This is a genomic window from Leclercia sp. GHBNCSD (genome assembly GCF_055805075.1).
The window spans coordinates 4,210,846-4,235,514 of the sequence record NZ_JBQVYO010000001.1 but is presented as its reverse complement, the minus strand read 5'-3'; the positions used below and the strand labels follow the sequence as shown (position 1 = coordinate 4,235,514).

Sequence of the window (24,669 nt, the reverse complement as noted above, 5' to 3'; positions counted from 1 at the left end):
TTAAAGTTGATTCAGTGCTTTTTCTGCAAGCCGGGCGAAATAGCGCGCGGCGGGTGCGATGAGGGCTTCGTCCGGGTTAAAAGCCGGATGATGCAATCCATAGGGGCTGGCGCTGCCAATGCTGACGAAGGCGCCGGGGATCTGCTGGAGGTAGACGGCGAAATCCTCCCCGCCCATGTGTAGCTCCGCCTGCTGCGTCTCGTAGCCAGTTTCCCGCGCCACCGAGGTGGCAAACTCGGCCCAGGTGGCGTCGTTGACCAGCGCGGTAGGCCCGGCATACCAGGTGATATCGATCTGCGCATTAAAGGCGCTGGCGAATCCGGCGGCGATCTCAGCTACCCGGGCCTTCACGTTCTGCTGCACTTCGGTGCGATGGGTGCGCAGGGTCCCTTCCAGCTCGACGTGCTCCGGCAGCACGTTCCAGGTGTTTCCCCCGGTAATGCGCGTCACGCTCAGTACCACCGAGTCGAGGGTGTTGACGTTGCGGCTGGCAACGCTTTGCAGGGCCGTCACCAGCTGACTGGCGGTCACGATGGCGTCGTGACCTTCATGAGGACGGGCGGCGTGAGCGCCTTTACCGGTAATGCGCAACACGAAGCGATCAACGTTGGCGTAAAACGGGCCGCCGCGGGTGGCAAAGTGTCCGACCGGTAAACCGGGTTCGTTATGCATGCCGAAGATGGCGCTGACGTCGCGCAGGGCCCCGGCGCGCACCAGGCTTTTGGCGCCGCCAAAGTTCTCCTCCGCGGGTTGGAACAGGATCCGCACCCGGCCATTGAGCGCCTCTTCCCGGGCTTTCAGCTGCAAGGCGGCGCCGAGGATCACGCTGGTGTGTATGTCGTGGCCGCAGGCGTGCATCACCCCGGCACGCTGAGAGGTGAACGCCACCCCGCTGCGCTCCTCAATCGGCAGGGCGTCGATATCGGCGCGCAGGGCAATCTGTTTTTCACCCCTCCCCACCTCGGCGACCACGCCGGTTTGCAGATCATAGGGAAGGATGGCGATCCCGGCATCACCCAGCCACTGGCGCAGGCGAGCGGTGGTTTCTACCTCCTCGCCGGAAAGCTCCGGGTTCTGGTGCAGCTCGCGGCGCCAGGCGATCAGCTGTTGCTCCAGGCTCATGCCGCCACCTCCCGTTGCTGTCGGGCCTGGGCCAGCAGGCGCAGGGACTGCACCCGCGCAGCGCCGTCAGCCACCGGGGTATCGATGATGAACTCGTCAATGCCCCACTGCTGATGCAACGCCTCCAGCTGTTCCAGCACCGACTCCGCAGTGCCCACCAGCAGGGACTGGGCGCGACGGGCGATGCGCAGCGGCTCGCTGTTCGCCTGGCGGGCAAAGGCGTAGGCCTGCTCTTCGCTGGCGACGGTCACCCGCTGGCCGTTGGCCAGCTCAACGCCCCATACTTCTACTGCGCTTGCCAGCGCCCCGGCCTGCGCCTGTGTGGGGGCAACGATGGCCTGCACCGCGACAATGACCTCCCGGGCGCTGTGGGCGCGCCAGGTCTCAATGACCTCACGCAGAAGTTCGGGGTCACCATTCAGATGGGCGGCAAAGACAAAGTCCCAGTTGAGACGGGCGGCGAGACGCGCGCTCTCCACGCTGGCACCGAGCAGAAAACCGGCGGCAGGCACCTGCGGCCGCGGGGTGGCACGCACCGCCTCCTCCTCTGAACCTGGGTTGATCCAGCCATCCAGCTGCGCCAGCTGTGCGGCGAAATCGCCCTTCTCCTGCTGGCTGAGGCCGAGCTGTAATGCCCGGGTCGACAGCGGCAGCCCGCCGGGCGCCTTGCCGACGCCCAGATCCACACGCCCTGGGGCAATCGCCGCCAGCAGGTTGAAGTTTTCCGCCACTTTGTAGGGGCTGTAGTGTTGCAGCATGACCCCGCCGGAGCCGACGCGAATGCGCCGGGTCTGCCCGAGGATCCAGGCAATCAGCAGCTCCGGGGACGGGCTCGCCAGTTGCGGGGTGTTGTGGTGTTCGGCAATCCAGAAGCGGTGATAACCCAGCGTCTCCGCCTGCTGCGCCAGGCTCAGGGTGCGGGCCAGCGCATCGGCGGCCGTTTCGTGTTCTGCGACAGGACTTTTATCCAGAATGCTGATTCGCCAGGACATGTTGCAATCTCGTTTGACTAAACATGTCGCCATTATTAAGGGGCGATTTCACCGCTGAGAAACAATTAATTTACATTTGGTTTGCCATATTTCAGAAATACCGCGGCGGGTTAGCGCGCTGCACGTAGCTCCGCGAGCAGCGCTTCGGCCTGTTGTCGGGTGGTAATACGGACGAAGCGGATATGGGCATAAGAGGGGTTGCGCATATCCGCCTCGTAGCGCGCCCGGTTGCTGCGCCAGGTTTTAAGCGTCCAGAGCAGGATCGACTCGCGGCTGAAAAAGGAGCGGCGAAAGCTCTCCCGGTTGCCGGTGCCGGGCCACAGCTCCTGCTGCGTCCAGGCGCGTTTTACCGCCCGCGTCACCGCCTGACGCAGGGTGCGGGCCAGGCCGTAATCCACCCATACCACCAGATCCACGTCGCGCCATTTCAGGGGCCGGGTGCGGTTATAGTTGCCGTCCAGCACCCAGCCAGGTGTCGCGCTGAGGGCGGCTTCCAGTTTCGCAAAGAGAACATCGTCCGGGGTACCCTGCCACTCCGGGAGCCAGTAGAGGGTATCCATTTCGATACAGGGCAGCGCCAGTTCAGTGGCGATCCGGCGGGCGAGCGTGCTCTTGCCGCTGCCGCTGGTGCCAATAATATTAATTTTCATCGTCTCACCTGTTAAGCGGATAACCGTGGTCAACCATGATAATGTTTTATCATTGTTAATGAAACGCTATTTCGAAGAGTCCGGTTTCGGTCAGGTATCCATTACTTTCTTTATATTTGGCTTAAGTCAATTTATTCCCCGCCACCCCCAACCTTTTCTCCTTGTTGATGACATTTTTATTACGCGCGCCACCCATAACCAATAAAAAATAGTTAATGGCGATACTTTCTAATTATCGGGAATTTGTGGAGAATACGCCGTCCGGACTATTTAAAATAATATACAACCTTACCTGAATCTTTTTTGGGTGGCTTTTATTTACGCAGACATCAGCCTGGAGTAATTTATGAGGCGTAACAATCACGTTACACAAAACGAGTATTTGCTTAACGAAGGCTCGACCTTAATGTCGACCACCGATATCCAGAGCCATATTACTTACGCGAACTCGGCCTTTATTGATGCCAGCGGTTATAAAGAAGAACATCTTATTGGTGAACCTCATAATGTGATCCGCCATCCGGATATGCCCGCAGAGGCGTTTGCCGATATGTGGTTTACCCTGCAAGCGGGTGAAAGCTGGACGGGACTGGTGAAGAACCGCCGTCACAACGGGGATCACTACTGGGTGCGCGCCAACGTGACGCCGGTTTATCAGAATGACATGCTTACCGGCTATATCTCGGTGCGCAATATTCCCGCGCGCCATGAGATTGATGCCAGTGAAGCGCTCTATGAGCGGGTGCGTAATAATCAGGTAAAAGGCCACCGCTTTTATAAAGGGGTGCTGGTTCGCCGGGGACTATTTTCCTTTCTCTCGCTTTTCAAACGTCTCAGCACGGCAAAACGGATTAATTACTCCCTTGGGATAACCGCCCTGCTCGCCTTTGCCGTTTCTTTATCTCTCCCCGGCGGATTAATTCAAATTGCGGCGCTGGGGCTCCTCTTTATTTTGCTGGGGTTGTTTCTTAATGCCCAGATTTGTCGCCCGTTAAAAACCATCGTCAAAAAGATGCAGTGCGTGGTTTCCGGGCGCAAAACGGACTCTACCCATTTTGAACGTGTCGACGAAATAGGCTTAATGATGCGACTGGTTAACCAGTCCGGCTTAAACCTCAATTCGCTGGTGGATGATGTGGGAACGCAAATCAGCGGCATTCGCGCTATCAGCCAGCAGGTGGCGAAGGAAGGCGATGCCCTGCAGGCGCGATCCGAAGAGACGGCGGACGATCTCCAGCAGACGGCCGCGGCGGTGGAAGAGATAGCCAGCGCGGTTCAGCAGACCGCAGAAACAGCAGAGCAGGCTATTCAGATGGCGGACCAGACCAGCGCCAGCGCGTACCGTGGCGAAGCCGTGATGAAGCAAACCATCGGCGTGATGCAGTCGGTATCAAAGGATAACGGTCAGATCGTCGATATTATCGCAGTGATCGACCGGATCGCCTTCCAGACCAATATTCTGGCGCTCAATGCCGCGGTAGAAGCGGCCCGCGCCGGAGAAGCCGGACGCGGTTTTGCGGTGGTGGCCGCCGAGGTGCGTAATCTGGCCCAGCACTCGGCGTCAGCGGCAAAGGAGATCGCCGCGCTTATCGAGAAAAACGTCGCCAGCGTCAATGCCGGGGTGGATATGGTAGCGCAGACCGAAGCGCAGCTGACCACCATGATTGGCAACGTACTGAATATGTCATCGCTTATTAAGGAGATAGGACATGCTACCCAGGAGCAGACCCAGGCCCTGAGCCTGATTAATGAGTCCATCTCCCGTATCGGGGTAATGACCCATAACAATACCGGGATGGTCGAGCATGTCACTCAGGCGGCCAACCACCTCACCCAGCGCACCACCCGCCTGCAACAGGCGATTGCGGTGTTTGGCGGCTAAAAGTGATGGGGTAAGACGATAAAAAACAGACGGTGGTCGCACGCCAACTGAAGATGACTTGATGGAAAGCGCATCTGGGTTAAGAATATGTTAAACCATGCATAATCAGACAGATACCTGTCGCTGTTTTCCACAAGGGCAACCTGAATGAGTGATAGACTGCCAGACGAAAGAGTGAATACCCGTTCCGCCAGAAATAGCGGCTTAATCATTACGGCCAGGTTTATCTCTGATTTTGGTGCTTTCCTGAATATGGTGGTGCTGTCCACCTATGTCTATTTGCTGAGCCAGAGCGTAACGCATGTGAGTATCTTTCTGGCCTGCCGGGTGACAGGAGGCATCATTGCAAGTGCTGTCGGTGTGCCTTTTTTTCGCCGCTTTCATGGCCGTCTGCCTTTAGTGGCTTTTGATGTAATACGCGCTGCGCTGTTAGCCTCGCTGTTAATTTTGCCTGCGGCGACTCAGCTTTATATCTTGCCTTTGATTGCACTGGGTATTGGACTGGGAAATTCGATGTTCGCTATCGGGCTTAACAGTCAGCTGCCCTTGTGGATTGATGAGTCCCGACGTGTATCCACAAACGCCTGGTTAACCTCTGCCTCTGCGACGGGGGCGGTGACGGGAAGCCTTGTATCCGGTATTCTTCTGGCGACCAGCGGCTACGAGATTGTGTTTGCTGCGAATATTGTGACTTATCTGGTGGCGGGTTTGTGCGTACTGCCGTTACGCTTTTTGGTGCAGCCTGTTGCTGATGAGTCAACACAGCAGCGTAAAGAGTGGCGTAATCTGGTCACAGGGCTGCGGACGGCTCCGCTGTTAGCAGGCATGTTGCTGGTAACCATGGCCGATACCCTGGGCAGTGCTGCCCATAACGTAGGCTTTCCCATCATTTCTGCGCTTTTTACACCCGCATTAGCCGGGAAAACAATGGGTCTTTTGCTGGCAGTCTGGGCCAGTGGAAAATTCGCCGGGGCGCGTCTGGCAAACTACCTGTTAGTGCGCTGCGAGATGCGTACAGATCGGCTGTTTTTTTATGGCGTGGCGTTTATGTCCCTTGGTTTTATCTTTACCTTTCAACAGACAGCCCTTCCGCTGGCACTGCTGTTTATCGCAGTGGCCGGAGTGGGAGATGGTCTGGCGGACGTCAGTCTGATCTCGCGTATTCAACGCGAGCCTGAATCATTACGGTTGCCTGTTTTTAGCCTGATGACGCTGCTACAGATGACCGGATTTGGCGTGGGTATGTTAATTGTCGTGCCATTCTATATCTGGTTTACCCCCGCGCTGGTTATTGTCATTTTTCACGGTATTCCGTTACTGACATTAGCTGCCGTATTGCTGTCTCTCCGACGCCCATCCCCCAAAAAGGCAGAACAGCACTCTGATATTTGAACAACACGCGTGAATATCGGGTGCAAGACATGAGATCGGGGGTTTGACTAATACGCCTTACCGATCACCGCAAAAATGGCTAACCCGGCGAAAAGGTCATATCTTTTTAAAGCGATAACCGCCGCCGGGAGCCTGGATGAAAGCAGCGAAACTGACGTCAGCGTATTCCTTACTCGCCTGGGGTGCCCTCTACTATCTCCTGGGATGGCTGTCGCTCTGTCTCGACGGCCCCGACATCCGGACGGCTTTTATCTGGCTACCTTCAGGTGTTGCCGTCACCGCCTTTCTGCTGAGTCCAAAAAAGCAATGGCTCGCGCTGTGGCTGGTTCTGTTTATTGCCCGTCTGGTGCTGGGGCTCACCTTTCACCATACTTTTCACGTCTCCCTGGCGCTGGGGGCGTTTTCACTGACCAGCCATCTGGGGATTGCCTGGTCGGTGCATTACTTTTCACGGAATTACGATCGGCTGCATAAGATCGTCACCTGGACGATTGCCACGGTCGTCTTCAGTACCCTGAACGCGCTCGCAGGGGCGATCTGGCTCTCTTCTCTTGCCGGCACCCTTCAGATGAGCTGGTTCTGGCTCGCCTGGGGCGCCAACGTCACCGGCACGCTGTTTGTCACCCCGCCGCTGATGGGCCTGCTGGCCCCGGGGGATAAAGCAGCGCGGCGCGAGTCGCTGTTCGGGGTCTGTTTAGTGTTTGCAATACTGCTGGCGACCCTGTTCATCTTTAGCGATGTGCCCGATCGCGGCGACAATATCGCCCTGATTTACTCCCTCGCCTGCCTGCCGTTGATCCTGCTGACTGCAACCACCGTGGTGTGCGGTAATCGTCTGGCGTCGCTGGCCTTTATTCTCTTTAGCGCGGTGGTTATCTACGCCTCATGGCGGGAGACCGGCCCCTTCTATTTTGCCCGCCTGATGCCGGAAGAGTCGATATTGCTGGCACAGTGCTACCTTTCCGCGGCCGCCCTGCTGCTCGTCTTTATCCGCGCCCAGAAAACACACCGTCCAGGGGATGGCCGTTTTCAGGGCGTGGCGTACTCTTTGGATCCTGAAAGCGGTCGTCTGGTCTGGGAGTCTCATGCCGACCCGCGCCTCAGTGCCGTATTAGCCCCTCTCACCAGCCGGGAAGCCCTGCTCGCCCGGGTTCCCGATGCAAAGCAGAAGCAACAGATGGTTGCCCGCTGGCAGGCGGTGGCGCAGGGTCAGCCCGTAACCGAGCCCTTTCGTTTCAGCCTGGCGCTGGCGGACCGCCCACCGCTATCGATAACAGAGCGCAATATGCTGCTGATGGCGGATAAGGATCGCCCGGTAATTGTCGCCTTCTGGTCCGGCGAGAGAGGAAGCCTGTTCCAGACCACGCCGCAGGAGGAGGTTTAACGATGCTGCAGATCGCCTTTTTGCTCGCCGGTGCGACATTTGTCCGTAAAGCGGCACCTTACTTTATGCTGGCAGGCGTGCTCTGGGGCGGGCTTGGGCTGGCCATTTTTATCGATGGCTTGCAGGGCGGGCTGCACTTTCCGCTGCATATCTTTGGCCTGTTTCTGCTGCTCGACAGTCTGGTATCCCTGACATTGGGGTCGGCGGCGAAAGGAACCCAGCGCGGCATCTTTTACTTCAAGGGCGGCCTGTTCCTGCTCATCGCCATGTTGATTTTATCCGGACGCCACGACGGCACGCTGGCGCTGGCCATCGTCTTTGGGCTGGCGTACTTCATTACCGGCCTGTTCACCATCGCCTCTGCCGTGGTGGTGCGTTTTACCCACTGGCGGCGAGCGCTGCTCGCCGGGGTGGCACAGATCCTGTTCGCCATTTTTCTGTTCCTGCCCTTTCCAACGCAGCATGATGGCACCGTCTCGCAGTTTATCGGCATGGTCATGCTCACCGGCGGGGTGCAGTCGGTGCTCCTCTCCCTGCGGATGCGGCAGGTCCGTCATGGCCGCTCGGTGTTTGATATACTCGCCCCGCAGACGTTGATCCCCGCCCCGCGCGAGGCGCTGCCCCCCACCGTGACAAACACGCCGGGCAATCAGCTGATTGTGCATGTCTGGACCCCGGAAGGATCGGCAAAACAGCAGACCCTGCCGCGCCCGGTCATTAACCGCTATATCGCCGCCGTGGATGCCAACGGGGTGATATCCACCGGCCATGCGGCGCTGGAGTGCCCTCCCCACCTCTACATCAGCCTCTATCCGGCAGCGGAGATCGACCGTTCCCCCTCCGAGTTTTTTAATCTGCTCAAAGCGGTGGAAGCGAATACCGTGGCGGGGAAATACCAACCTGACTATCGCTATGAGGCGGGGATCTGGTGCGAGTCTAACCGCAAAATCCACTTCTCCATTTTTAATGCGGCGTCGCTTAACAGTTTCTGGACGCAGTACCGCCAGACCGAAACCTATAACCTCACCTGGCGCAACTGCTCCAGCAGCGTGGCGTATGCCCTTGAAGCGGCTCTGGATGGCGTGTTGAAAGAGCGCTGTACCCGGGGCGGTTTTTTGCGGCTGCTGCTCATTCCGGAGCTGTGGATCGCCGCGCAGCTGCGCAAACGCGCCACCAATATGGCCTGGACGCCCGGGCTGGTGCTGGACTATACCCGGGCGCTGCACGCCATCGTGCATCCCAATGGCGTTTCGCTGATCGCGTTTATCAAAAACAGATTTTCTACATCTGCGGATAGTGCTCGTCGGTGACTTTCTCCAGCCAGTCCACCGGGCTGCCGTTCACCGCTTCGACGATGGCGATATGGGTCATCGCGGCCTCATTATGCGCCTGCCACACATGTGGTCTGTATGCCTGGGCGTTTATCGTTCAGGAACAGGTAATCCGCATCCAGTTGGACGCAAATAATCATTCCATCTGCATCACTTTCACGCCGTTATTTTTTGCGTCGTTTATTAATTGCAGGTAGGATGCTTCGCCATGTTTTGCCTTATCCATACGCAGAATGACTGGAAAGGCAGAATATTTCCGCGCGAGAGCAATCGTTTGTATTGCCTAGCGCCGGTTATGGACACGATGTTCTTGATTCAGACAGGCAAACAGGTAACTCAATGAAAACAAGCAATAAAAGCGCAGCCGATCATCACGCTGCGAAACGTCGCTGGTTGAACGCCCACGAAGAGGGCTATCACAAGGCGATGGGCAACCGTCAGGTGCAGATGATTGCCATCGGCGGCGCTATCGGTACCGGGCTGTTTTTAGGTGCAGGCGCACGTCTGCAGATGGCTGGCCCGGCTCTGGCACTGGTCTATCTGGTGTGCGGGATCTTCTCCTTCTTTATTCTGCGTGCGCTTGGCGAGCTGGTGTTACACCGTCCGTCCAGCGGCAGCTTTGTCTCTTACGCTCGCGAGTTTCTCGGTGAGAAAGCCGCTTACGTGGCGGGCTGGATGTACTTTGTAAACTGGGCGATGACCGGGATCGTGGATATCACCGCCGTGGCCCTCTATATGCACTACTGGGGCGCGTTTGGCGATGTGCCGCAGTGGGTGTTTGCCCTTGGCGCGCTGGCGATTGTCGGCACCATGAACATGATCGGCGTGAAGTGGTTCGCTGAGATGGAGTTCTGGTTTGCGCTGGTAAAAGTGCTGGCGATCGTCATCTTCCTGGTAGTGGGCACCGTGTTCCTCGGCAGCGGTAAAACGCTGGATGGCAACATGACCGGCTTCCACCTGATCACCGATAACGGCGGCTTCTTCCCGCACGGCCTGCTGCCTGCCCTGGTGCTGGTCCAGGGCGTGGTGTTCGCCTTTGCCTCCATTGAACTGGTGGGCACCGCGGCGGGCGAATGTAAAGAGCCGGAGAAAACGGTACCCAAAGCGATCAACAGCGTGATCTGGCGTATCGGCCTCTTCTATGTCGGCTCCGTGGTGCTGCTGGTTCTGCTCCTGCCATGGAACGCCTATCAGGCGGGCCAGAGCCCGTTCGTGACCTTCTTCTCGAAGCTCGGCGTGCCGTACGTGGGCAGCATCATGAATATCGTGGTGCTGACCGCGGCGCTCTCCAGCCTGAACTCCGGCCTTTACTCCACCGGGCGTATTCTGCGCTCCATGTCGATGGGCGGCTCTGCGCCGCAGTTTATGTCGAAAATGAGCAAACAGCAGGTGCCCTATGCGGGCATTCTGGCGACGCTGGTGGTCTACGTCTTCGGCGTATTCCTGAACTATCTGGTGCCGTCCCAGGTCTTTGAGATCGTCTTAAACGTTGCGGCGCTGGGCATTATCGCCTCCTGGGCCTTCATCGTGGTGTGCCAGATGCGTCTGCGTAAGGCGATCAAAGAAGGCACCGCCGCCCCGGTAAGCTTCAGAATGCCGGGCGCGCCGGTCACCTCCTGGCTGACCCTGCTGTTCCTGTTCAGCGTGCTGGTGCTGATGGCGTTTGACTACCCGAACGGCACCTACACCATCGCCACCATCCCGCTGCTGGCGGTTCTGCTGGTTGCGGGTTGGTTTGGTGTGCGCAAGCGCGTGCATGCGGTCCACAGCACCGCGCCAAAGCACCCGGATGAAGAGAAGCATGACGCTCCGCTGGTGGAAGAGACCGCGCGTTAATCGCTTCAATAAAAAAGGGAAGGCAGATGCCTTCCCTTTTTTTTGCCCCGGAACCTACGCAACCGGAGCAGGAATGCGCGCGATGACCTTAATTTCGAAATCAAATCCGGCAAGCCAGGTGACACCAACGGCGGTCCAGTTCGGATAAGGGGCCTGCGGGAAAATCGCCTGTTTGACCTGCATGATCGTTGGGAACTGATTCTCAGGATCGGTGTGGAAGGTTGTCACATCAATCAGATCGTCAAAGGTACACCCCGCCGCGGCAAGGGTCGCTTTCAGATTATCAAACGCAAGCTGCACCTGAGCGGCGAAATCGGGCTCGGGGGTGCCATCGGCGCGGCTTCCCACCTGACCCGAAACAAACAGCAAATCGCCGGAACGGATGGCGGCAGAATAACCGTGTGCTTCATAAAGAGCATGACGGTTGGCGGGGAAAACCGGTTCGCGCTGAATCATAAGGTATCCTGTATTGTATTAACGTTGGAAAAGGCAACGCGCAGCGCGTAAAGATGATTTAATATACGCGGCGTATGTGAAATTAATATCACATACGCCGCGTATGTCAAATGAAATTGGAGAGCTTATGGTTGCCAGACGCCGCAGCGAAACGATGGAAGAGAACCGTGCAAAACTGCTGATGGCTGCACGGAAAGCCTTTGCGGAAAACGGCTTTGCCGCCGCATCCATGGATGAATTAACCGCAAGCGTCGGCCTTACCCGCGGGGCGCTGTACCACAATTTTGGTGATAAAAAGGGGTTGCTCGCCGCCGTTGTCGACCAGATAGATCGAGATATGGCGCAGCGTGCGAAGGCTGAGGCCGCCGGGGTGGAAGATGACTGGGAAAGACTGCTGGCGGAGGGGATCGCCTATATCAAAATGGCGCTTGATCCGGAGGTGCGACGCATCGTGCTGCTTGATGGCCCTGCTTTTCTCGGCGATCCCGCCCAGTGGCCCGGTCAGTTGAGCTGCCTTGAATCCACGCGCCAGACCATCCTGAAGATGCTCGAACGCGGTGTGATTAAGCCTGTGGATGCGGGCAGTGCAGCCTATATGTTAAACAGCGCCGCCATGAATGCCGCGCTGTGGATCGCCGCCAGCCAGGACCCGCAGAAGGCGCTGCCGGACATTATTAAGGTGTTTACGCACCTGGCAAGCGGCCTGTGCCAGCGCCCTGCTCCGTAGGCCGGGTAAGGCGCAGCCGCCACCCGGCATGAAGACCGCACTCGTCCTCATTGCCCGGCGGCGCTGCGCTTGCGCGGGCCTACGGTTTGGCCGTTGGTAGGCCGGGTAAGGCGCAGCCGCCACCCGGCATAAAGACCGTACCCGTCCTCGTTGCCCGGCGGCGCTGCGCTTGCGCGGGCCTACAAAACCCGCATACATTCGTAGGCCGGGTAAGGCGCAGCCGCCACCCGGCATAAAGACCGTACTCGTCCTCATTGCCCGGCGGCGCTGCGCTTGCGCGGGCCGACGGTTTGGCCGTTGGTAGGCCGGGTAAGGTGCAGCCGCCACCCAGCATAAAGACCGCTCTTGTCCTCGTTGACCGGCGGCGCTGCGCTTGCGCGGGCCTGGGGTTTAACATCCATCGGGCGGCATAACCAACCTTACAGCGCGATACGGATCACATCATCCGGCTGGGTGGCTTCCTGCTGGCGGGTCGACTTCTGCTTCACCGTCACGTACAGGGTTTTGCCGTCGGCGGAGAGCGCCAGGCTGTTCGGGAAGGTCGGCGTGTCGTGCGTTTTGGTCACTTTGTAGGTTTTGGCGTCAATCACGCTCACCTTGCCCGCTTCACGGTGGGTGACGTAGGCTTCGTCCCGGGCCGGGTTAAACAGCACCGCCAGGGATTCCGGGGCTGCCACCTTGCTGATGATGCTGCCATCTTTCAGGGAGACAACCAGCACTTCCGGCTGTTTAGAGTCGGTGATGAACGCACGCTGGCCCTTAACATCCAGGCTCAGGTTCAGGTAGAAGTGCTCTTTCCCGTCGTCCTGCAGCTTCTTACGCGCGATGATTTTGTGGGTCGCGGTGTCGATGGTCACCAGCTCGCCGTCGCCGTTGGTGGTGTAGAGACGCTTCGCCTGGGCATCCAGCGCCAGACCGGTGCTGAATTTGCCGGTGCCGGTGATGGTCTCTTTCAGCTTCAGCGTTTCGCCGTCCACCACCCAAATCACGCTCTCTTTGCCGATACCGGTGATATAGACAGTGTTCGTGGTGTCATCCGCCACCAACTCACGCGGTTGCAGCGGTTTCACAGTCTCGCTGCGCTTACGATCGTCAAGCACCAGACGGCCCTTCACGTCACCGGTTTTGGCATCAATAGCCGTTACCGCGCTGTTGGTGGTATTGCCAAACCACAGGGTCTGGGTGGCGTTATTGATGGTGGCGCCAAACGGCTTCAGGTCGCTATGAATGGCCTGCGTCACTTCCAGTGTCAGCGGATCGAGGCGGTAGACCACCCCACCTTTATCCATTTTGCGGCTCTGGGTGGTGGCAACCCATAGAGCATTTTCCTGCTGGCTGACGGCCATTTCATATGCGCCTTTGCCCACCGCTTTACGCAGCATCTCTTCTGCGGCATGAACATTAAAAGAACCGGCTACCAGCAAAGACCCCAACAGCAGTGAGCTACGCAGACGCGGCGAGCACAGGTGACGTAAATTCATAACAACTCCCTTCGAGTAAATGGTACCGCTGACATCGCTTCCGGCTGGCAAAGTCATCGCTTCGCCTGATTATGGATGAGAATAGTAATCATTATTTATCTCAATGTGGAGTAATTCTTGATCGCATCAAGCTTATTCGCTGATTTAACCTACACTTGGGTTAACGCTATGTGCTGTTTTGGTTTTCAAAATATTTACAAAAGATTTACCATACCCGCACATGTTCCATTTGGTTCGTCTCTCTTTTAAGCGGTTTTTTAATTCATGAAAATCTTTTCTGCCCGCAGGGCAACGCTCCCCCTGCTGTTGGTTCCTGCTGTTTTAACCCCTGTCGCGGCGATGGCGGCCGACGAACAGACCATGATCGTCAGCGCGTCCCCACAATCGCTCTCTGAGTTAGATACCCCCGCAGCGGTCAGCGTGGTTAACGGCGAGGATATACGTCATGCGACCCCGCGGATTAACCTCTCTGAATCCCTCGGCAGCGTGCCGGGATTACAGATCCAGAACCGACAGAACTACGCCCAGGATCTGCAGCTTTCAACCCGTGGTTTTGGCGCCCGCTCCACCTTCGGGGTGCGCGGCATTCGCCTCTATGTGGACGGTATCCCGGCGACGATGCCGGATGGTCAGGGGCAAACCTCGAATATCGATCTCAACAGCATTGAGAGCGTAGAAGTGTTGCGCGGGCCGTTTTCCGCCCTCTATGGCAACGCCTCCGGCGGGGTGGTTAACATGACCACCGAAACCGGGCGTGAGCCGAACACCGTCGAGGCCAGCAGCTATTACGGCAGCTACGGCAGCTGGCGCTACGGGCTGAAGGCCACCGGCGCGATGGGCGACGGCACCCAGCCGGGGGATGTGGATTACACCGTCTCCACCACTCGCTTCACCACCCATGGCTATCGCGACCACAGCGGGGCGCGTAAAAATCTCGCCAACGCCAAGCTGGGCGTGCGCATCGACGACGCCAGCAAGCTGAGCCTGATTTTCAACAGCGTGGATATGAAAGCCAACGATCCCGGCGGGCTGGACTATCAGGAGTGGCGGGACAACCCGCGCCAGTCGCCGCGCGGCGATCAGTACAACACCCGCAAAACCATCAAGCAGACCCAGGCCGGCCTGCGCTATGAGCGCCAGCTCACCGCGCAGGACGACCTCAGCGTGATGGCCTACGCCGGTGAACGTGAGATGACCCAGTACCAGTCGATCCCGTACCAGCCACAGCTGCGCCCTACTCACGCTGGCGGCGTGATCGACATGCAGCGTCACTACCAGGGCATCGATACCCGCTGGACCCACCGCGGGGAGCTGCTGGTGCCAATGACCTTTACCACCGGCCTGAACTACGAAAACCTGAGCGAAGATCGTCGCGGGTATGAAAACTTCGTGATGAACAACGGGGTGCCGGACTACGGCGTCAAAGGGGCGAAGCGTCGCGATGAACGTAACCTGATGTGGAACGTTGACCCTTATCTGCAAACTAACTGGCAACTGACGCAAAAGCTCTCTCTCGATGCGGGCGTGCGCTACAGCTCCGTCTGGTTCGACTCGAACGACCACTATGTGCAGGGCGCTAATGGCGACGACAGCGGCGAGGCCAGCTACCACAAATGGCTTCCGGCCGGGGCGCTGAAGTACCGCGTGACCGACGCCTGGAACCTCTATGCCGCCGCAGGCCGCGGGTTTGAGACCCCGACCATCAACGAGCTCTCCTACCGTTCCGATAACCAGAGCGGCCTGAACTTTGGCCTCAAGCCGTCGACCAACAATACCTATGAAGTGGGGAGCAAAACGCGGATCGGCAATGGTCTGTTCACCGCGGCGCTCTTCCGCACCGATACCGACGATGAGATCGTCGTTGACGCCAGCGCGGGCGGCCGCACCAGCTACAAGAACGCCGGTAAAACCCGCCGTCAGGGGGTGGAGCTCTCTCTGGATCAGCAGTTTGCTGAGAACTGGAAGCTGAAAATGGCGTGGACCTATCTGGATGCCACCTACCGCACCAACGTCTGTGGCGATGGCGACTGTAACGGCAACCGGATGCCGGGCATTGCCCGCAATATGGGCTATGCCTCCTTTGGCTGGCAGCCGGTCGAGGGGTGGTATGCGGGATCGGATGTACGCTATATGAGCGACATCGAAGCCGATGACGAAAACACCGCCAAAGCGCCCTCTTATACCGTTGTGGGTCTGAACACCGGCTATAAGCTGAACATGGGCAACTGGGGCATGGACATCTTTGGTCGCGTGGATAACCTGTTCGACAAAGAGTATGTCGGCTCGGTGATTGTGAACGAATCCAACGGGCGTTACTACGAACCGGCTCCCGGGCGTAACTACGGGGTGGGCCTTTCCGTCTCGTATCGCTTCGAGTGATAAAAAACCGGCAGCCGAGGCTGCCGGTTTTTTTTACGCCATCTGTGCGCGCTGTTCCAGACGGAACGCCGCCACCAGCGACTCCAGCAGACGGGCCTGATCTTCCAGCGCTCCTGCCGCCGTCGACGAGGCGCCTACCAGCGAGGCGTTCTGCTGGGTAGTGGTGTCCAGCTCCATCACCGCCCGGGAGATCTGCTCAATACCACGGCTCTGCTCTTCCGAAGCCGAAGAGATCTCGCCCATGATGTCATTTACGCGGGTGACGGAATCCACCACCTGCTCCATGGTCTGCCCGGCTTTCGCCACCAGCTCGCTGCCGGTAGAGATGCGGGAGACCGACTCGCTGATCAGCTGCTCGATATCCTTCGCCGCCTGAGAGCTGCGCTGGGAGAGGCTGCGTACTTCGCTGGCCACCACTGCAAAGCCCCGCCCCTGTTCTCCCGCCCGCGCCGCTTCCACGGCTGCGTTGAGGGCCAGAATATTGGTCTGGAAGGCGATGCTGTTGATCACCGCGGTGATATCGGCGATTTTTTGCGAGCTGGTGTTGATATCGCTCATGGTGCTGACCACGTCGCGCATCACCCGTCCGCCCTGGGTCGCAGTCTGCGAGGCCTCTGCCGCCAGCTGGCTGGCATGACGGGCGTTATCGGCGTTGTTCTTCACCGTGGCGGTGAGCTCCTCCATGCTGGCGGCGGTCTGCACGACTGCCGCAGCCTGCTGCTCGGTGCGCGAGGAGAGATCGGTATTTCCTTCGGCAATTTCGCTGGCGGCTAGCGACACCTGCGCCACGCTGCTGCGCACCTCGCCAATCATCAAGCGCAGTTTATCGTTCATCCGCCCCATCGCTCCGGTCAGTTTGCCCAGTTCGTCTTCTCCTTGCGGGTGGATATCGGAGCTGAGATCGCCGCTGGCGATACGCTCAGCCAATTGCAGGTTCTGTTTTACCGGACGGGTGATCTGGCGGGTCACCCACCAGGAGACCAGAATGCCGAAGAGGATCGCCGCCACGCCAATAATAGCGGTGATGGTACTTGAGCTGTAGGCCAGCGAATCGTTATGGGTCTTGACCAGGGCAATGATCTCGCGGATTGAAGCGCTGCTGTCGTCGCCAGCGGTTTTGACTTTGTCTTCCGCAGCTTTCAGCGCCGCGGTGGCCGCCGGGTCGTTTTTGTTGGCGTTCCAGGCTATCATCGCGCTCTGCATTTCCGTCACGCTGCTGCCAAAACGGGCCAGGTGCCCGGCAATGGCGTCAACGATGGCCTTCTCTTTTGCCGTCCACTCCAGCTCACGGGCCTCTTCGGTCAGTTCCACGGCGTGTTTGACATAATTCGCCATCAGCTGGCCAGATTTTTCATCACCGGTATAGAGGAATTTAAGGCGGTTGATCTTGGCCTGGAAGACTTAGATATTAATGTTGTAGATCAGGTTGGTTTGCTGGTAAACGTCGCGAATTTCTTTAAAGCGCATCACGCTGAGCAGGGTCGATACTGCAACCAGCAGCAGTACCAGACCAAAACCCGCCGCGAGCTTTCTGCTCATTTTTATATTACGTAATCGTTGACTGACACTCATTCCTGGCTCCTTAAAAGGCGAATGTGCCTTTTAAGGTTATCGGCAGAGGTCAGGGTTATTTCATAGTTAAGCTGGTCTTATCAGTAGGCTAATAAATAAACTTTCCGGCAGCAGCACGTCTGCCGGAAAAAAGAACAGGTCATATTTAGTGAAATTACCGCTTCGTTTATTTATGGCGCGGTTAGTTCACAAACTGCCTGATTAATATCTCATTCGCTTCGTCGATCACTTTATCAATCGCCGCACGGCTGGCCTCCTGATCGCCCTTCGCAAGGGCATCAAGCAGTTCATCATAACGATAGGAGCGGCTCGGCAGCACAATGTCTGGATTGTACAGACAGTTGAAGCAAGGCCCTATGCGCACCCAAAGCTGTTCGATAAGCGACATCAGCGTGGGCATATCGGCATAATGATAGAGCGTAAAACGAAAAGCACGGTTGGTGTGAAGCGCCCGCTCCACCTCACCATTGCTCATCGCCTCGTGAAATTTTTCTGAAAGATCGCGCAGCGTCTCTAACTTCTCGTCGGACATTTGATTGCATGCCGCCGCGACAGCCATGCATTCCAGCTCCTTACGGATGGCATTGACTTCGCTATAACGCTCTAAACTGACTTCCGGCACCAGAAAAGCCTGCGCCGGGGTCGCGTGCAGCGCGCCCGCGGAGACCAACCGCAGCAGCGCTTCACGAACAGGAGTAATACTGGTACCGAGTTTATCCGCAATATCTTTGGTGACGAGCCGTGCGCCTGGCTTTAACGCGCCGGCAATCAGCGCGCTTTTCAGACTCACCTCAACCTGCATCGTCAGACTCATTCGTTGAGCTTTTTCTAAATTATCCAAATCCAGCATGTTCTATTCCTGTTACCCACACTTAACTATATTTCACAGACGGTTAAATAAGGACCGCTGAGTATTTGATATATCCTGTATCGCATGCCTGATTTACGTCAAAAGATAACCTTCAATCATAACTTTGTGTGATTGAAAAAATAATAGACCCCGATTTGTATACCGCGTTTCGTTTATTCTATGCCTGTATAATTAAAGACGTTATTTTGGAATTTGCACAGTTTAGTATGGCGGAATAATCCGCCATACCCGGTACTATTCGTTATTGTTCGCGACACGTATCACGACTTTGCCGAAGTTTTTCCCCTCCAGCAGGCCAATCAGCGCATCGGGCGCATTTTCCAGGCCATCCGTCACATGTTCGCGATAGTGGATGTTGCCCTCTTTGACCCACTGCCCCATCTGCTGCTGAAACTCTTCGATGCGGTGGCCGTAATCCTGGTTGATGATGAACCCCTGCATGCGGATGCGTTTTTTCAGGATAGTGCCCATCAGCAACCCGAGACGATCCGGCCCTGGCGGCAGGTCGGTGGCGTTATATCCGCTCACCAGACCGCACACCGGCACGCGCGCGGCGGTATTTAGCAGCGGCAGCACCGCGTCAAACACTTTACCGCCGACATTTTCGTAGTAGATATCAATCCCCTGGGGACACGCCTGTTTAAGCTGTTCGGCAAAGTCATCCGCGTGATGATCCAGGCACTGGTCGAAGCCCAGCACCTCGGTGGCGTGACGGCACTTCTCCGCCCCACCGGCAACGCCTACCACCCGGCAACCTTTCAGCTTGCCAATCTGCCCAACGGTGGAACCTACCGGGCCGGTCGCCGCGGCCACTACCAGGGTCTCACCCGCTTTCGGTTGGCCGATATCCAGCAGTCCCATGTAGGCGGTAAAACCTGGCATGCCCAGAATACCTAACGACCATGAAGGGTGCTCCGGGTTCTCACCCAGTTTCACCAGCCCGTTGCCGTCGGAGAGTTCATACTCCTGCCAGCCGCTGTAGCCGAGCACCCATTCACCCGGCTGATAGTCAGGATGGTTCGAGGCCTCAACGCGGCTGACGGTGCCGCCCACCATTACGGCACCGATCTCTACCGGCGGCGAATAAGATGGCGCATCGCTCATGCGGCCACGCATATAAGGGTCCAGAGAGAGCCACATCGTGCGCAGCAGGAGCTGGCCGTCGGCGGGCTGAGGGATGTCGGTGGTTTCTAAACGAAAGTTATCAGCGGTGGGGGCACCATGGGGACGAGAAGCCAGAACCCATTGACGATTTTGCGTTGAAGATTGACTCATACCTCACTCCTTTTTATAGAAACGTCCTTAGAGCCTAGCCTCATCTTCCCCTGCCCGCTTTAACATTATGAGCCGGACTGGTTAAGCCTGACGACAAGGTAGACGCACGGCTCGCCGCTTTCGTTAATAAACCGGCAGTCGTTCGGCGGGCCTAATTCCAGACAATCTCCGGCCCGCATTTCATGGCGGGTATCCCCCTCCTGAAACACCAGCTCCCCCGACTGAAGCCAGATAAGCTGGCGCGCAAGGGCATAAGAGGAGGCGGGCATCGGTACATCGCTGTTGCCGGGCAATTCAACCTGCACCAGGTCGATAGGCAGATCGGTACGCGGCGAGACGTGTCGACGCAGATAGTGGGTTTGTGGGTCGCGCCAGACAGGCTGGCTTTCAAAGCGCAGCAGCTTGCCCTCCTGCATCTCGGCGCGGGCGATAAGGGTCGACATGCTGATGCCAAACGCGCCAGAGAGACGGGCCAGCAAGGTGGCGGTCGGGCTGCTGTCGCCGCGTTCGATTTTATGGATCATCGCCCGCGACACGCCCGCCCGCTCGGCAAGCTCGCTCAGGGACCATCCGCGCGACTCGCGTTCAAGCCGAATGCGCGCGCTGATCCGTTGATTCATATTGTCTGACAGAATATTCATCACGCCATACTATAGACAAAGTAATGGATTACAACTGGCATTTCTCATAACGAAAAGATATGTGTTATGCCGTAGCGTTTTCAGCGACTGTTTGTGTAATATTGTGACACTGCGTACCACTATAGTGAACAACACACCCCGAGGTTTCAGATGCTTATTCGTCACGCCACTAAAGAGGATTGCGCCGCTATCGGCGAGATCTATAACCACGCCGTACTGCATACCGCCGCCATCTGGAACGACACCACCGTGGACACCGATAACCGCATCGCCTGGTTCGAGGCGCGCCAGGTGATGGGCTATCCGGTGCTGGTCAGCGAGCATGATGGCGTAGTCACGGGATATGCCTCTTTCGGCGACTGGCGCGCCTTTGACGGGTTCCGTCATACGGTTGAGCATTCGGTGTATGTGCATCCGGATCATCAGGGCAAAGGCATCGGGCGGGCGCTGATGGAACAGCTGATTGTTGAGGCCCGACGCATCGGCAAGCACGTGATGGTGGCCGGGATCGAAGCGCAGAATCATGCCTCTGTACATCTGCATGAGACGTTAGGTTTTGTCACCACTGGCCAGATGCCGCAGGTGGGGACTAAGTTTGGCCGCTGGCTGGATCTGACCTTTATGCAGCTTCAGCTCGATGAGCGCAGCGAACCGGATAACATCGGATGAACCAGTCCCTGACGCTGGTATTTCTGGTGGCGGCGGGCATTGGGTTGGTGGTGCAGAACACCCTGATGGTACGCATCACCCAGACCTCAAGCACTATTCTTATCGCCATGCTGCTCAACTCGCTGGTGGGGATCGTCTTGTTTGTCTCGATTTTGCTGATTAAAAACGGCGTCGCCGGGTTCAGCGAGCTGGTTCACACCGTGCGCTGGTGGACCTTAATTCCCGGCCTGCTGGGCTCATTTTTTGTCTTCGCCAGCATCAGCGGCTATCAGTATGTCGGGGCCGCGACGACCATCGCCGTGCTGGTTGCCAGCCAGTTAATCGGGGGTCTGGTGATGGATGTGGTGCGCAGCCAGGGGGTGCCGCTCAAGGCCCTGATCGGCCCGGTATGCGGCGCGGTGCTGCTGGTGGTTGGCGCCTGGCTGGTGGCCAGACGCCAGTTCTGAATCAGAGGATCACGCCGCCTTTGGTCAGGCTGTCATGGCGGGCCTCCTGGTCCTCTTTATACTGTTTACCGTGGTGGGCGATGGCGTTACGCAGGCGCTGCTGCTGGGTATAGCGATCTTCACGGGTTAACTCGCTATCCTCGCTAAGCTCGATCAGCAGTTCATTCATATGCGCAATCACGCTTTCGGCTATCGTCGCGTCAACGCGGGCGGTAACATCCTCTAAATGTGACATTGTCACTCCTTCTCAGCTTGCCCGGCGGCGCTACGCTTGCCGGGCCTACGGGTGCCATAAGCAGGCCGGGTAAGGCGCAGCCGCCACCGGGCGCTCTGTCAGTTTACTTTCGCCTTCGAGAAATCACTTCCCATCAGGCTCACGCTGTATCCGCTAATGTTGCTGCGGGTAGCAAAGAAGGTTTTGCCGTTGGCCAGCGCAATCCACGGTGCCTGCTGATAGAAGATCTCCTGCGCCTGGCTGTAGAGCTTCGCACGCGCGCCGGGATCGCTGGTGAGCTTCGCCTTCTGCACCAGGTCATCATAGCCCTTGTCGCACCAGCGTGCAGCATTGGAGCCGGTTTTGATGCTGTCGCACCCCAGCAGCACGTCGGCAAAGTTATCCGGGTCGCCGTTATCCGACATCCAGCCAAACAGGGCGCTGTCGTGCTCGCCTTTACGCATGCCGGAGAGGTATTCGCCCCACTCATAGGAGACGATTTTCGCTTTAACACCCACCTTCGCCCAGTCGCTCTGGATCATCTCCGCAATGCGGCGCGAGTTTGGGTTGTAAGGGCGTTGTACCGGCATCGACCAGAGGGTCACTTCCGCGCCCTGCTCCAGCCCCGCCTGTTTCAGCAGCGCTTTCGCTTTTTCCGGATCGTAGCTGTAGTCCTGCACATCTTTATTAAAGCCCATCATATTCGGCGGGATCGGCGATTTTGCCACCGTGCCGGAGCCCATAAATACCGCGTTGATAATGGCCTTTTTGTCGGTGGCGTAGTTCAGGGCCTGGCGCACCAGCACGTTATCAAACGGTTTTTTCTCGGTGTTAAACGCCAGATAGCCGACGTTCAGCGCATCGACGCTGTGCAGGGTCAGGTCTTTGTTCTTCTTGATCACCTCAAACTGCACCGGCGATGGGGCAGGAATAATCTGGCACTCGTTGGTTTGCAGCTTGGCGAGGCGGGTTTCGACGTTCGGGGTGATGGAGAAGATCAGGTGTTTGGTCGGCACCGCGCCATCCCAGTAGTTCGGATTGGCGATATAGCGGATAAGGGAGTCAACCTTATACTGCTGGAGCACGTACGGTCCGGTGCCGATCGGCCAGGTATCGACATTTTCTGGGGTGCCTTTTTTCAGCATCGCGTCGGCATATTCCGCCGACAGGATCGAGGCGAAGTCCATCCCCCAGTCGGCGAGGAAGGCGGCGTTCGGTTCGCTCAGCACAAACTGCACGTGGTTGTCGTCGATCTTCTTCACCTCCTGGATCAGCTTATCCAGGCCGACGTCGTTAAAGTATTCGTAGTTGCCCTGAGAGACGTTGTGGTATGGATGGTTAGGGTCTTTCTGACGCATTACCGAGAAAATAACGTCATCGGCGTTAAAATCGCGGGTCGGTTTAAAGAATTTGTTGCTGTTGAACTTCACCCCTTTGCGCAGGGTAAAAGTATAGGTTTTGCCATCCGGCGAAATGGTCCAGGATTCAGCCAGTGAAGGCACCGGGGTATTTTTGACCGGATCGAAGTTAATCAGGCGGTTATAGAGCACCTGTGAGCTGGCAACGAAGCTCGGGCCGGAGCTGGCGATCTGCGGGTTAAACGACTCCGGTGACGCTTCAGAGCAGTAGATAATGGTATCGTTATTGGCCGCCCATGCGGCACCCGCTGGCAGTAATGCGCTTAACGCCAGCGCAAGAAGAGTTTTCCCTGTAGACATGTTAATTACCTGTTTGGTTTTATTATATAGAACGATAATAACAGCACAGCACCTGCCCACAGGCAAATAACGAAACACTATCAGGTTATTCTAAAGCAGTTATTTCCGCTGATTTTCCCGCCAATCGCCAGACGGTGATTTGCCTTAAGGTACATTCAACGTCAAGCACTTTCGACCGCCGCAATGCTGCAAGAAATCGCCCCTTTTGCCGTCTCTTCTGCCGTTTGTTTGCCGGCAGATTTCGTAAAGTAGACGCGTGAAAAAGTCTATGGGACCAAATCGTGGCAAAAACCCTTTTACGCAGCGGCAATCTGGATGATTTTCAGGCCGTTGGCGGCGGCGGACAGGCCGTTTTTGAATCAGCATTGCAAATCCGTGAGGCGCTGCGTCTGCGCAAACAGCAAGCCATTGTCGATTGCCTTGCCATTCCGCAGGTCAATGACGAGGGCGACCGGGTGGACTGGTACTCACCGGTTGAGGGCGCCGTTAAAAGCTGGAAAGCCGCCGATGAAGATGCGCGTTTTCGGGCGCTGCGCCTGCTGGAAGGCACCCTGTCGAGTGTCGAATCCCTGAGCAAAAAATCGCTTCAGTCGCCAAAAACCGCCCAGCAGCTGTTTGGTTCCCTGCTTTCCAAAGCATTTCAGTTCCCCGGTGAAAACTTCCTCTTCCTGGTTGATGGCAAGCCGGTGATCACCTTCTGGGGTTTTGTGAACCTCAATGAAAACGCGCGGGAGGATATTCTCGACTGCCTGCGCGCCTCGCTGCTGCCGGACCCGATGCCCGCGCCGGTGGCTGAGCCCGACCCCGAGCCTGAAACGGCCCCGGCCATCGTTTTCGAAAAAGCCGATGAACCGCTGGTTGCCGCCCCGGCGACGGTGAAGATCACCGCCAATGACCTCTACGAAGCGCAGTCCGCGCCGGTAATGAGCGCCAGCGAGCCAGAGCCAAAACCGGAGCCTGCCGCGCCGGTGGTGCAGGCGAAAAAACGTCGCGTTCCGCTGTGGCCGCTGCCGGTTGCCGCCGTGGTGGTGGCCGCCGTTGCCGCCCCGCTGCTGTGGCCGAAACAGGCACCTGTCGCCGAGCCGGTCAAAACCGCTGTTGCTGCCCCGGTGGCGATTGAGCCCAAACCCGTTGCCGCGGTTGAGCCTCTGCCACTGAATCTGCCGCTGCATCAGGCTGAAGTGGTGGCCGTTAAAGCCGAAGAGCCAGCCCCTGCGGAACCGGTGGTGATTGCCGCCATCCCGAAAGATGCGCTGGTCATGGACGCCGGGCAGGTGAAAGCCGGTTCAACCCGTTTTCTCAACGGTAGCTGGCGGGTCATGCTGGATGTCACCGATCCGATCACCGGCAAGCCGCCTTCACTGCGCTATCAAATCCAGAACAACAAAGGCACTGCCCGCGTGGTGCACGGCGACAACGTGGTCTGCCGCGTGGAGGTCTTCTCCGGGCTGCACAGCAACGGCGAGCTGCTGATCAAAACCCGGGGCCATGCCCGCTGCGCTGACGGCTCGCGCTACCCGATGCCGGAAATTACCTGTAAGGCCGGCACCAGTGATGTGGCGGAATGCAGCGCGCGCTACGACGCGAAGACCGTGGTTCCATTGACATTCAGGAAGGCAGGTGCGTGATCC

The 24,669-nt window shown here is 57.6% G+C and carries 20 protein-coding genes and 2 pseudogenes; 10 read left to right on the top strand and 12 right to left on the bottom strand.

Going from position 1 to position 24,669, the window contains the following annotated elements; translation table 11 throughout:
- The 3 genes from ACT3IC_RS20225 to ACT3IC_RS20215 form a co-directional block, all read right to left on the bottom strand.
- Positions 1-1,122 carry an amidohydrolase gene (locus ACT3IC_RS20225; RefSeq protein ID WP_103179679.1) on the bottom strand — a complete coding sequence of 374 codons (1,122 nt, stop codon included), beginning with the start codon at positions 1,120-1,122 and terminating at the stop codon, positions 1-3.
- Entirely contained in the window at positions 1,119-2,114 is a 996-nt protein-coding gene (locus tag ACT3IC_RS20220) for an LLM class flavin-dependent oxidoreductase (protein WP_103179680.1), read from the bottom strand. The genes ACT3IC_RS20225 and ACT3IC_RS20220 overlap by 4 nt, the downstream gene beginning before the upstream one ends.
- Positions 2,115-2,224: 110 nt before the next feature.
- Positions 2,225-2,764, bottom strand: coding sequence for a P-loop NTPase family protein (locus tag ACT3IC_RS20215; protein WP_103179681.1), 540 nt, complete (start codon positions 2,762-2,764; stop codon positions 2,225-2,227).
- Between the two features lie 346 nt (positions 2,765-3,110).
- On the opposite strand from ACT3IC_RS20215, the gene ACT3IC_RS20210 reads away from it, so the two are divergent.
- The 4 genes from ACT3IC_RS20210 (at position 3,111) to ACT3IC_RS20195 (ending at position 8,732) form a co-directional block, all read left to right on the top strand.
- Complete coding sequence (locus ACT3IC_RS20210) at positions 3,111-4,646, top strand: methyl-accepting chemotaxis protein (RefSeq protein ID WP_473478825.1); 1,536 nt, start codon at positions 3,111-3,113, stop codon at positions 4,644-4,646.
- Positions 4,647-4,793: 147 nt separating this feature from the next.
- Positions 4,794-6,038, top strand: a complete 1,245-nt coding sequence (locus tag ACT3IC_RS20205; RefSeq protein WP_473478822.1) for an MFS transporter — start codon at positions 4,794-4,796, stop codon at positions 6,036-6,038.
- Positions 6,039-6,174: 136 nt separating this feature from the next.
- The gene (locus tag ACT3IC_RS20200; RefSeq protein ID WP_473478819.1) at positions 6,175-7,422 is read left to right on the top strand and encodes an MASE1 domain-containing protein; all 1,248 of its coding nucleotides are present in this window, start codon (positions 6,175-6,177) and stop codon (positions 7,420-7,422) included.
- Between the two features lie 2 nt (positions 7,423-7,424).
- A complete protein-coding gene (locus tag ACT3IC_RS20195) occupies positions 7,425-8,732 on the top strand; it encodes an HdeD family acid-resistance protein (RefSeq protein ID WP_473478816.1) in 1,308 nt (435 codons plus the stop codon).
- Here the strand turns inward: ACT3IC_RS20195 and ACT3IC_RS20190 are convergent.
- Positions 8,704-8,802 (bottom strand): annotated as a pseudogene (locus ACT3IC_RS20190) ((R)-mandelonitrile lyase); the annotation flags it as partial. The gene ACT3IC_RS20195 and the pseudogene ACT3IC_RS20190 overlap by 29 nt on opposite strands.
- A gap of 290 nt (positions 8,803-9,092) precedes the next feature.
- Between ACT3IC_RS20190 and ansP the strand changes: the two are divergent.
- Positions 9,093-10,589 carry an L-asparagine permease gene (gene ansP, locus ACT3IC_RS20185; protein ID WP_159339348.1) on the top strand — a complete coding sequence of 499 codons (1,497 nt, stop codon included), beginning with the start codon at positions 9,093-9,095 and terminating at the stop codon, positions 10,587-10,589.
- Between the two features lie 54 nt (positions 10,590-10,643).
- Here the strand turns inward: ansP and ACT3IC_RS20180 are convergent, their stop codons facing one another.
- Positions 10,644-11,045 carry a RidA family protein gene (locus ACT3IC_RS20180; RefSeq protein WP_103179686.1) on the bottom strand — a complete coding sequence of 134 codons (402 nt, stop codon included), beginning with the start codon at positions 11,043-11,045 and terminating at the stop codon, positions 10,644-10,646.
- A 127-nt stretch (positions 11,046-11,172) separates the two neighbouring features.
- Here ACT3IC_RS20180 and ACT3IC_RS20175 point away from each other — a divergent pair, with 127 nt between their 5' ends.
- Positions 11,173-11,772 (top strand): TetR/AcrR family transcriptional regulator, encoded by a 600-nt coding sequence (locus ACT3IC_RS20175; RefSeq protein ID WP_473478813.1) that lies wholly within the window; start codon positions 11,173-11,175, stop codon positions 11,770-11,772.
- A 419-nt stretch (positions 11,773-12,191) separates the two neighbouring features.
- On the opposite strand, the gene yncE is transcribed toward ACT3IC_RS20175, so the two are convergent.
- Positions 12,192-13,253 (bottom strand): 7-bladed beta-propeller protein YncE, encoded by a 1,062-nt coding sequence (yncE, locus tag ACT3IC_RS20170; RefSeq protein ID WP_114314888.1) that lies wholly within the window; start codon positions 13,251-13,253, stop codon positions 12,192-12,194.
- Positions 13,254-13,517: 264 nt separating this feature from the next.
- Here yncE and pqqU point away from each other — a divergent pair, with 264 nt between their 5' ends.
- A complete protein-coding gene (gene pqqU / locus ACT3IC_RS20165; protein WP_473478810.1) occupies positions 13,518-15,632 on the top strand; it encodes a TonB-dependent receptor PqqU in 2,115 nt (704 codons plus the stop codon).
- Positions 15,633-15,665: 33 nt separating this feature from the next.
- Here pqqU and ACT3IC_RS20160 read toward each other — a convergent pair.
- From ACT3IC_RS20160 to ACT3IC_RS20145, 4 genes and pseudogenes are all read right to left on the bottom strand, one after another.
- A pseudogene (locus ACT3IC_RS20160) lies at positions 15,666-17,204 on the bottom strand (methyl-accepting chemotaxis protein).
- A 181-nt stretch (positions 17,205-17,385) separates the two neighbouring features.
- Positions 17,386-18,054, bottom strand: coding sequence for a GntR family transcriptional regulator (locus ACT3IC_RS20155; protein ID WP_103179692.1), 669 nt, complete (start codon positions 18,052-18,054; stop codon positions 17,386-17,388).
- 255 nt (positions 18,055-18,309) lie between these two features.
- Complete coding sequence (locus ACT3IC_RS20150; RefSeq protein ID WP_473478807.1) at positions 18,310-19,350, bottom strand: NADP-dependent oxidoreductase; 1,041 nt, start codon at positions 19,348-19,350, stop codon at positions 18,310-18,312.
- A gap of 65 nt (positions 19,351-19,415) precedes the next feature.
- Complete coding sequence (locus ACT3IC_RS20145; RefSeq protein WP_103822044.1) at positions 19,416-19,991, bottom strand: helix-turn-helix domain-containing protein; 576 nt, start codon at positions 19,989-19,991, stop codon at positions 19,416-19,418.
- A 150-nt stretch (positions 19,992-20,141) separates the two neighbouring features.
- Between ACT3IC_RS20145 and ACT3IC_RS20140 the strand changes: the two genes are divergently transcribed.
- Together ACT3IC_RS20140 and ACT3IC_RS20135 are read left to right on the top strand one after the other, a co-directional pair.
- Positions 20,142-20,660 carry a GNAT family N-acetyltransferase gene (locus ACT3IC_RS20140; protein WP_156654548.1) on the top strand — a complete coding sequence of 173 codons (519 nt, stop codon included), beginning with the start codon at positions 20,142-20,144 and terminating at the stop codon, positions 20,658-20,660.
- Entirely contained in the window at positions 20,657-21,106 is a 450-nt protein-coding gene (locus tag ACT3IC_RS20135) for a DMT family transporter (protein WP_103179696.1), read from the top strand. Before ACT3IC_RS20140 ends, ACT3IC_RS20135 begins: the two co-directional genes overlap by 4 nt.
- 1 nt (position 21,107) lies before the next feature.
- Here ACT3IC_RS20135 and ACT3IC_RS20130 read toward each other — a convergent pair whose 3' ends face one another.
- Together ACT3IC_RS20130 and ACT3IC_RS20125 are read right to left on the bottom strand one after the other, a co-directional pair.
- Complete coding sequence (locus ACT3IC_RS20130; protein ID WP_156238843.1) at positions 21,108-21,341, bottom strand: YdcY family protein; 234 nt, start codon at positions 21,339-21,341, stop codon at positions 21,108-21,110.
- A 98-nt stretch (positions 21,342-21,439) separates the two neighbouring features.
- Complete coding sequence (locus ACT3IC_RS20125; protein WP_103179698.1) at positions 21,440-23,038, bottom strand: ABC transporter substrate-binding protein; 1,599 nt, start codon at positions 23,036-23,038, stop codon at positions 21,440-21,442.
- A 281-nt stretch (positions 23,039-23,319) separates the two neighbouring features.
- On the opposite strand from ACT3IC_RS20125, the gene ACT3IC_RS20120 reads away from it, so the two are divergent.
- Positions 23,320-24,666, top strand: a complete 1,347-nt coding sequence (locus tag ACT3IC_RS20120; protein WP_159339352.1) for an SrfA family protein — start codon at positions 23,320-23,322, stop codon at positions 24,664-24,666.
- Positions 24,667-24,669: the final 3 nt, after the last annotated feature.

What these genes read in the sequence shown, in the direction of transcription:
- ACT3IC_RS20225 (WP_103179679.1), bottom strand. Translation starts at nt 1,122, where the DNA reads ATGAGCCTGGAGCAACAGCTGATCGCCTGGCGCCGCGAGCTGCACCAG.
- ACT3IC_RS20220 (WP_103179680.1), bottom strand. Translation starts at nt 2,114, where the DNA reads ATGTCCTGGCGAATCAGCATTCTGGATAAAAGTCCTGTCGCAGAACAC.
- ACT3IC_RS20215 (WP_103179681.1), bottom strand. Translation starts at nt 2,764, where the DNA reads ATGAAAATTAATATTATTGGCACCAGCGGCAGCGGCAAGAGCACGCTC.
- ACT3IC_RS20210 (WP_473478825.1), top strand. Translation starts at nt 3,111, where the DNA reads ATGAGGCGTAACAATCACGTTACACAAAACGAGTATTTGCTTAACGAA.
- ACT3IC_RS20205 (WP_473478822.1), top strand. Translation starts at nt 4,794, where the DNA reads ATGAGTGATAGACTGCCAGACGAAAGAGTGAATACCCGTTCCGCCAGA.
- ACT3IC_RS20200 (WP_473478819.1), top strand. Translation starts at nt 6,175, where the DNA reads ATGAAAGCAGCGAAACTGACGTCAGCGTATTCCTTACTCGCCTGGGGT.
- ACT3IC_RS20195 (WP_473478816.1), top strand. Translation starts at nt 7,425, where the DNA reads ATGCTGCAGATCGCCTTTTTGCTCGCCGGTGCGACATTTGTCCGTAAA.
- ansP (WP_159339348.1), top strand. Translation starts at nt 9,093, where the DNA reads ATGAAAACAAGCAATAAAAGCGCAGCCGATCATCACGCTGCGAAACGT.
- ACT3IC_RS20180 (WP_103179686.1), bottom strand. Translation starts at nt 11,045, where the DNA reads ATGATTCAGCGCGAACCGGTTTTCCCCGCCAACCGTCATGCTCTTTAT.
- ACT3IC_RS20175 (WP_473478813.1), top strand. Translation starts at nt 11,173, where the DNA reads ATGGTTGCCAGACGCCGCAGCGAAACGATGGAAGAGAACCGTGCAAAA.
- yncE (WP_114314888.1), bottom strand. Translation starts at nt 13,253, where the DNA reads ATGAATTTACGTCACCTGTGCTCGCCGCGTCTGCGTAGCTCACTGCTG.
- pqqU (WP_473478810.1), top strand. Translation starts at nt 13,518, where the DNA reads ATGAAAATCTTTTCTGCCCGCAGGGCAACGCTCCCCCTGCTGTTGGTT.
- ACT3IC_RS20155 (WP_103179692.1), bottom strand. Translation starts at nt 18,054, where the DNA reads ATGCTGGATTTGGATAATTTAGAAAAAGCTCAACGAATGAGTCTGACG.
- ACT3IC_RS20150 (WP_473478807.1), bottom strand. Translation starts at nt 19,350, where the DNA reads ATGAGTCAATCTTCAACGCAAAATCGTCAATGGGTTCTGGCTTCTCGT.
- ACT3IC_RS20145 (WP_103822044.1), bottom strand. Translation starts at nt 19,991, where the DNA reads ATGAATATTCTGTCAGACAATATGAATCAACGGATCAGCGCGCGCATT.
- ACT3IC_RS20140 (WP_156654548.1), top strand. Translation starts at nt 20,142, where the DNA reads ATGCTTATTCGTCACGCCACTAAAGAGGATTGCGCCGCTATCGGCGAG.
- ACT3IC_RS20135 (WP_103179696.1), top strand. Translation starts at nt 20,657, where the DNA reads ATGAACCAGTCCCTGACGCTGGTATTTCTGGTGGCGGCGGGCATTGGG.
- ACT3IC_RS20130 (WP_156238843.1), bottom strand. Translation starts at nt 21,341, where the DNA reads ATGTCACATTTAGAGGATGTTACCGCCCGCGTTGACGCGACGATAGCC.
- ACT3IC_RS20125 (WP_103179698.1), bottom strand. Translation starts at nt 23,038, where the DNA reads ATGTCTACAGGGAAAACTCTTCTTGCGCTGGCGTTAAGCGCATTACTG.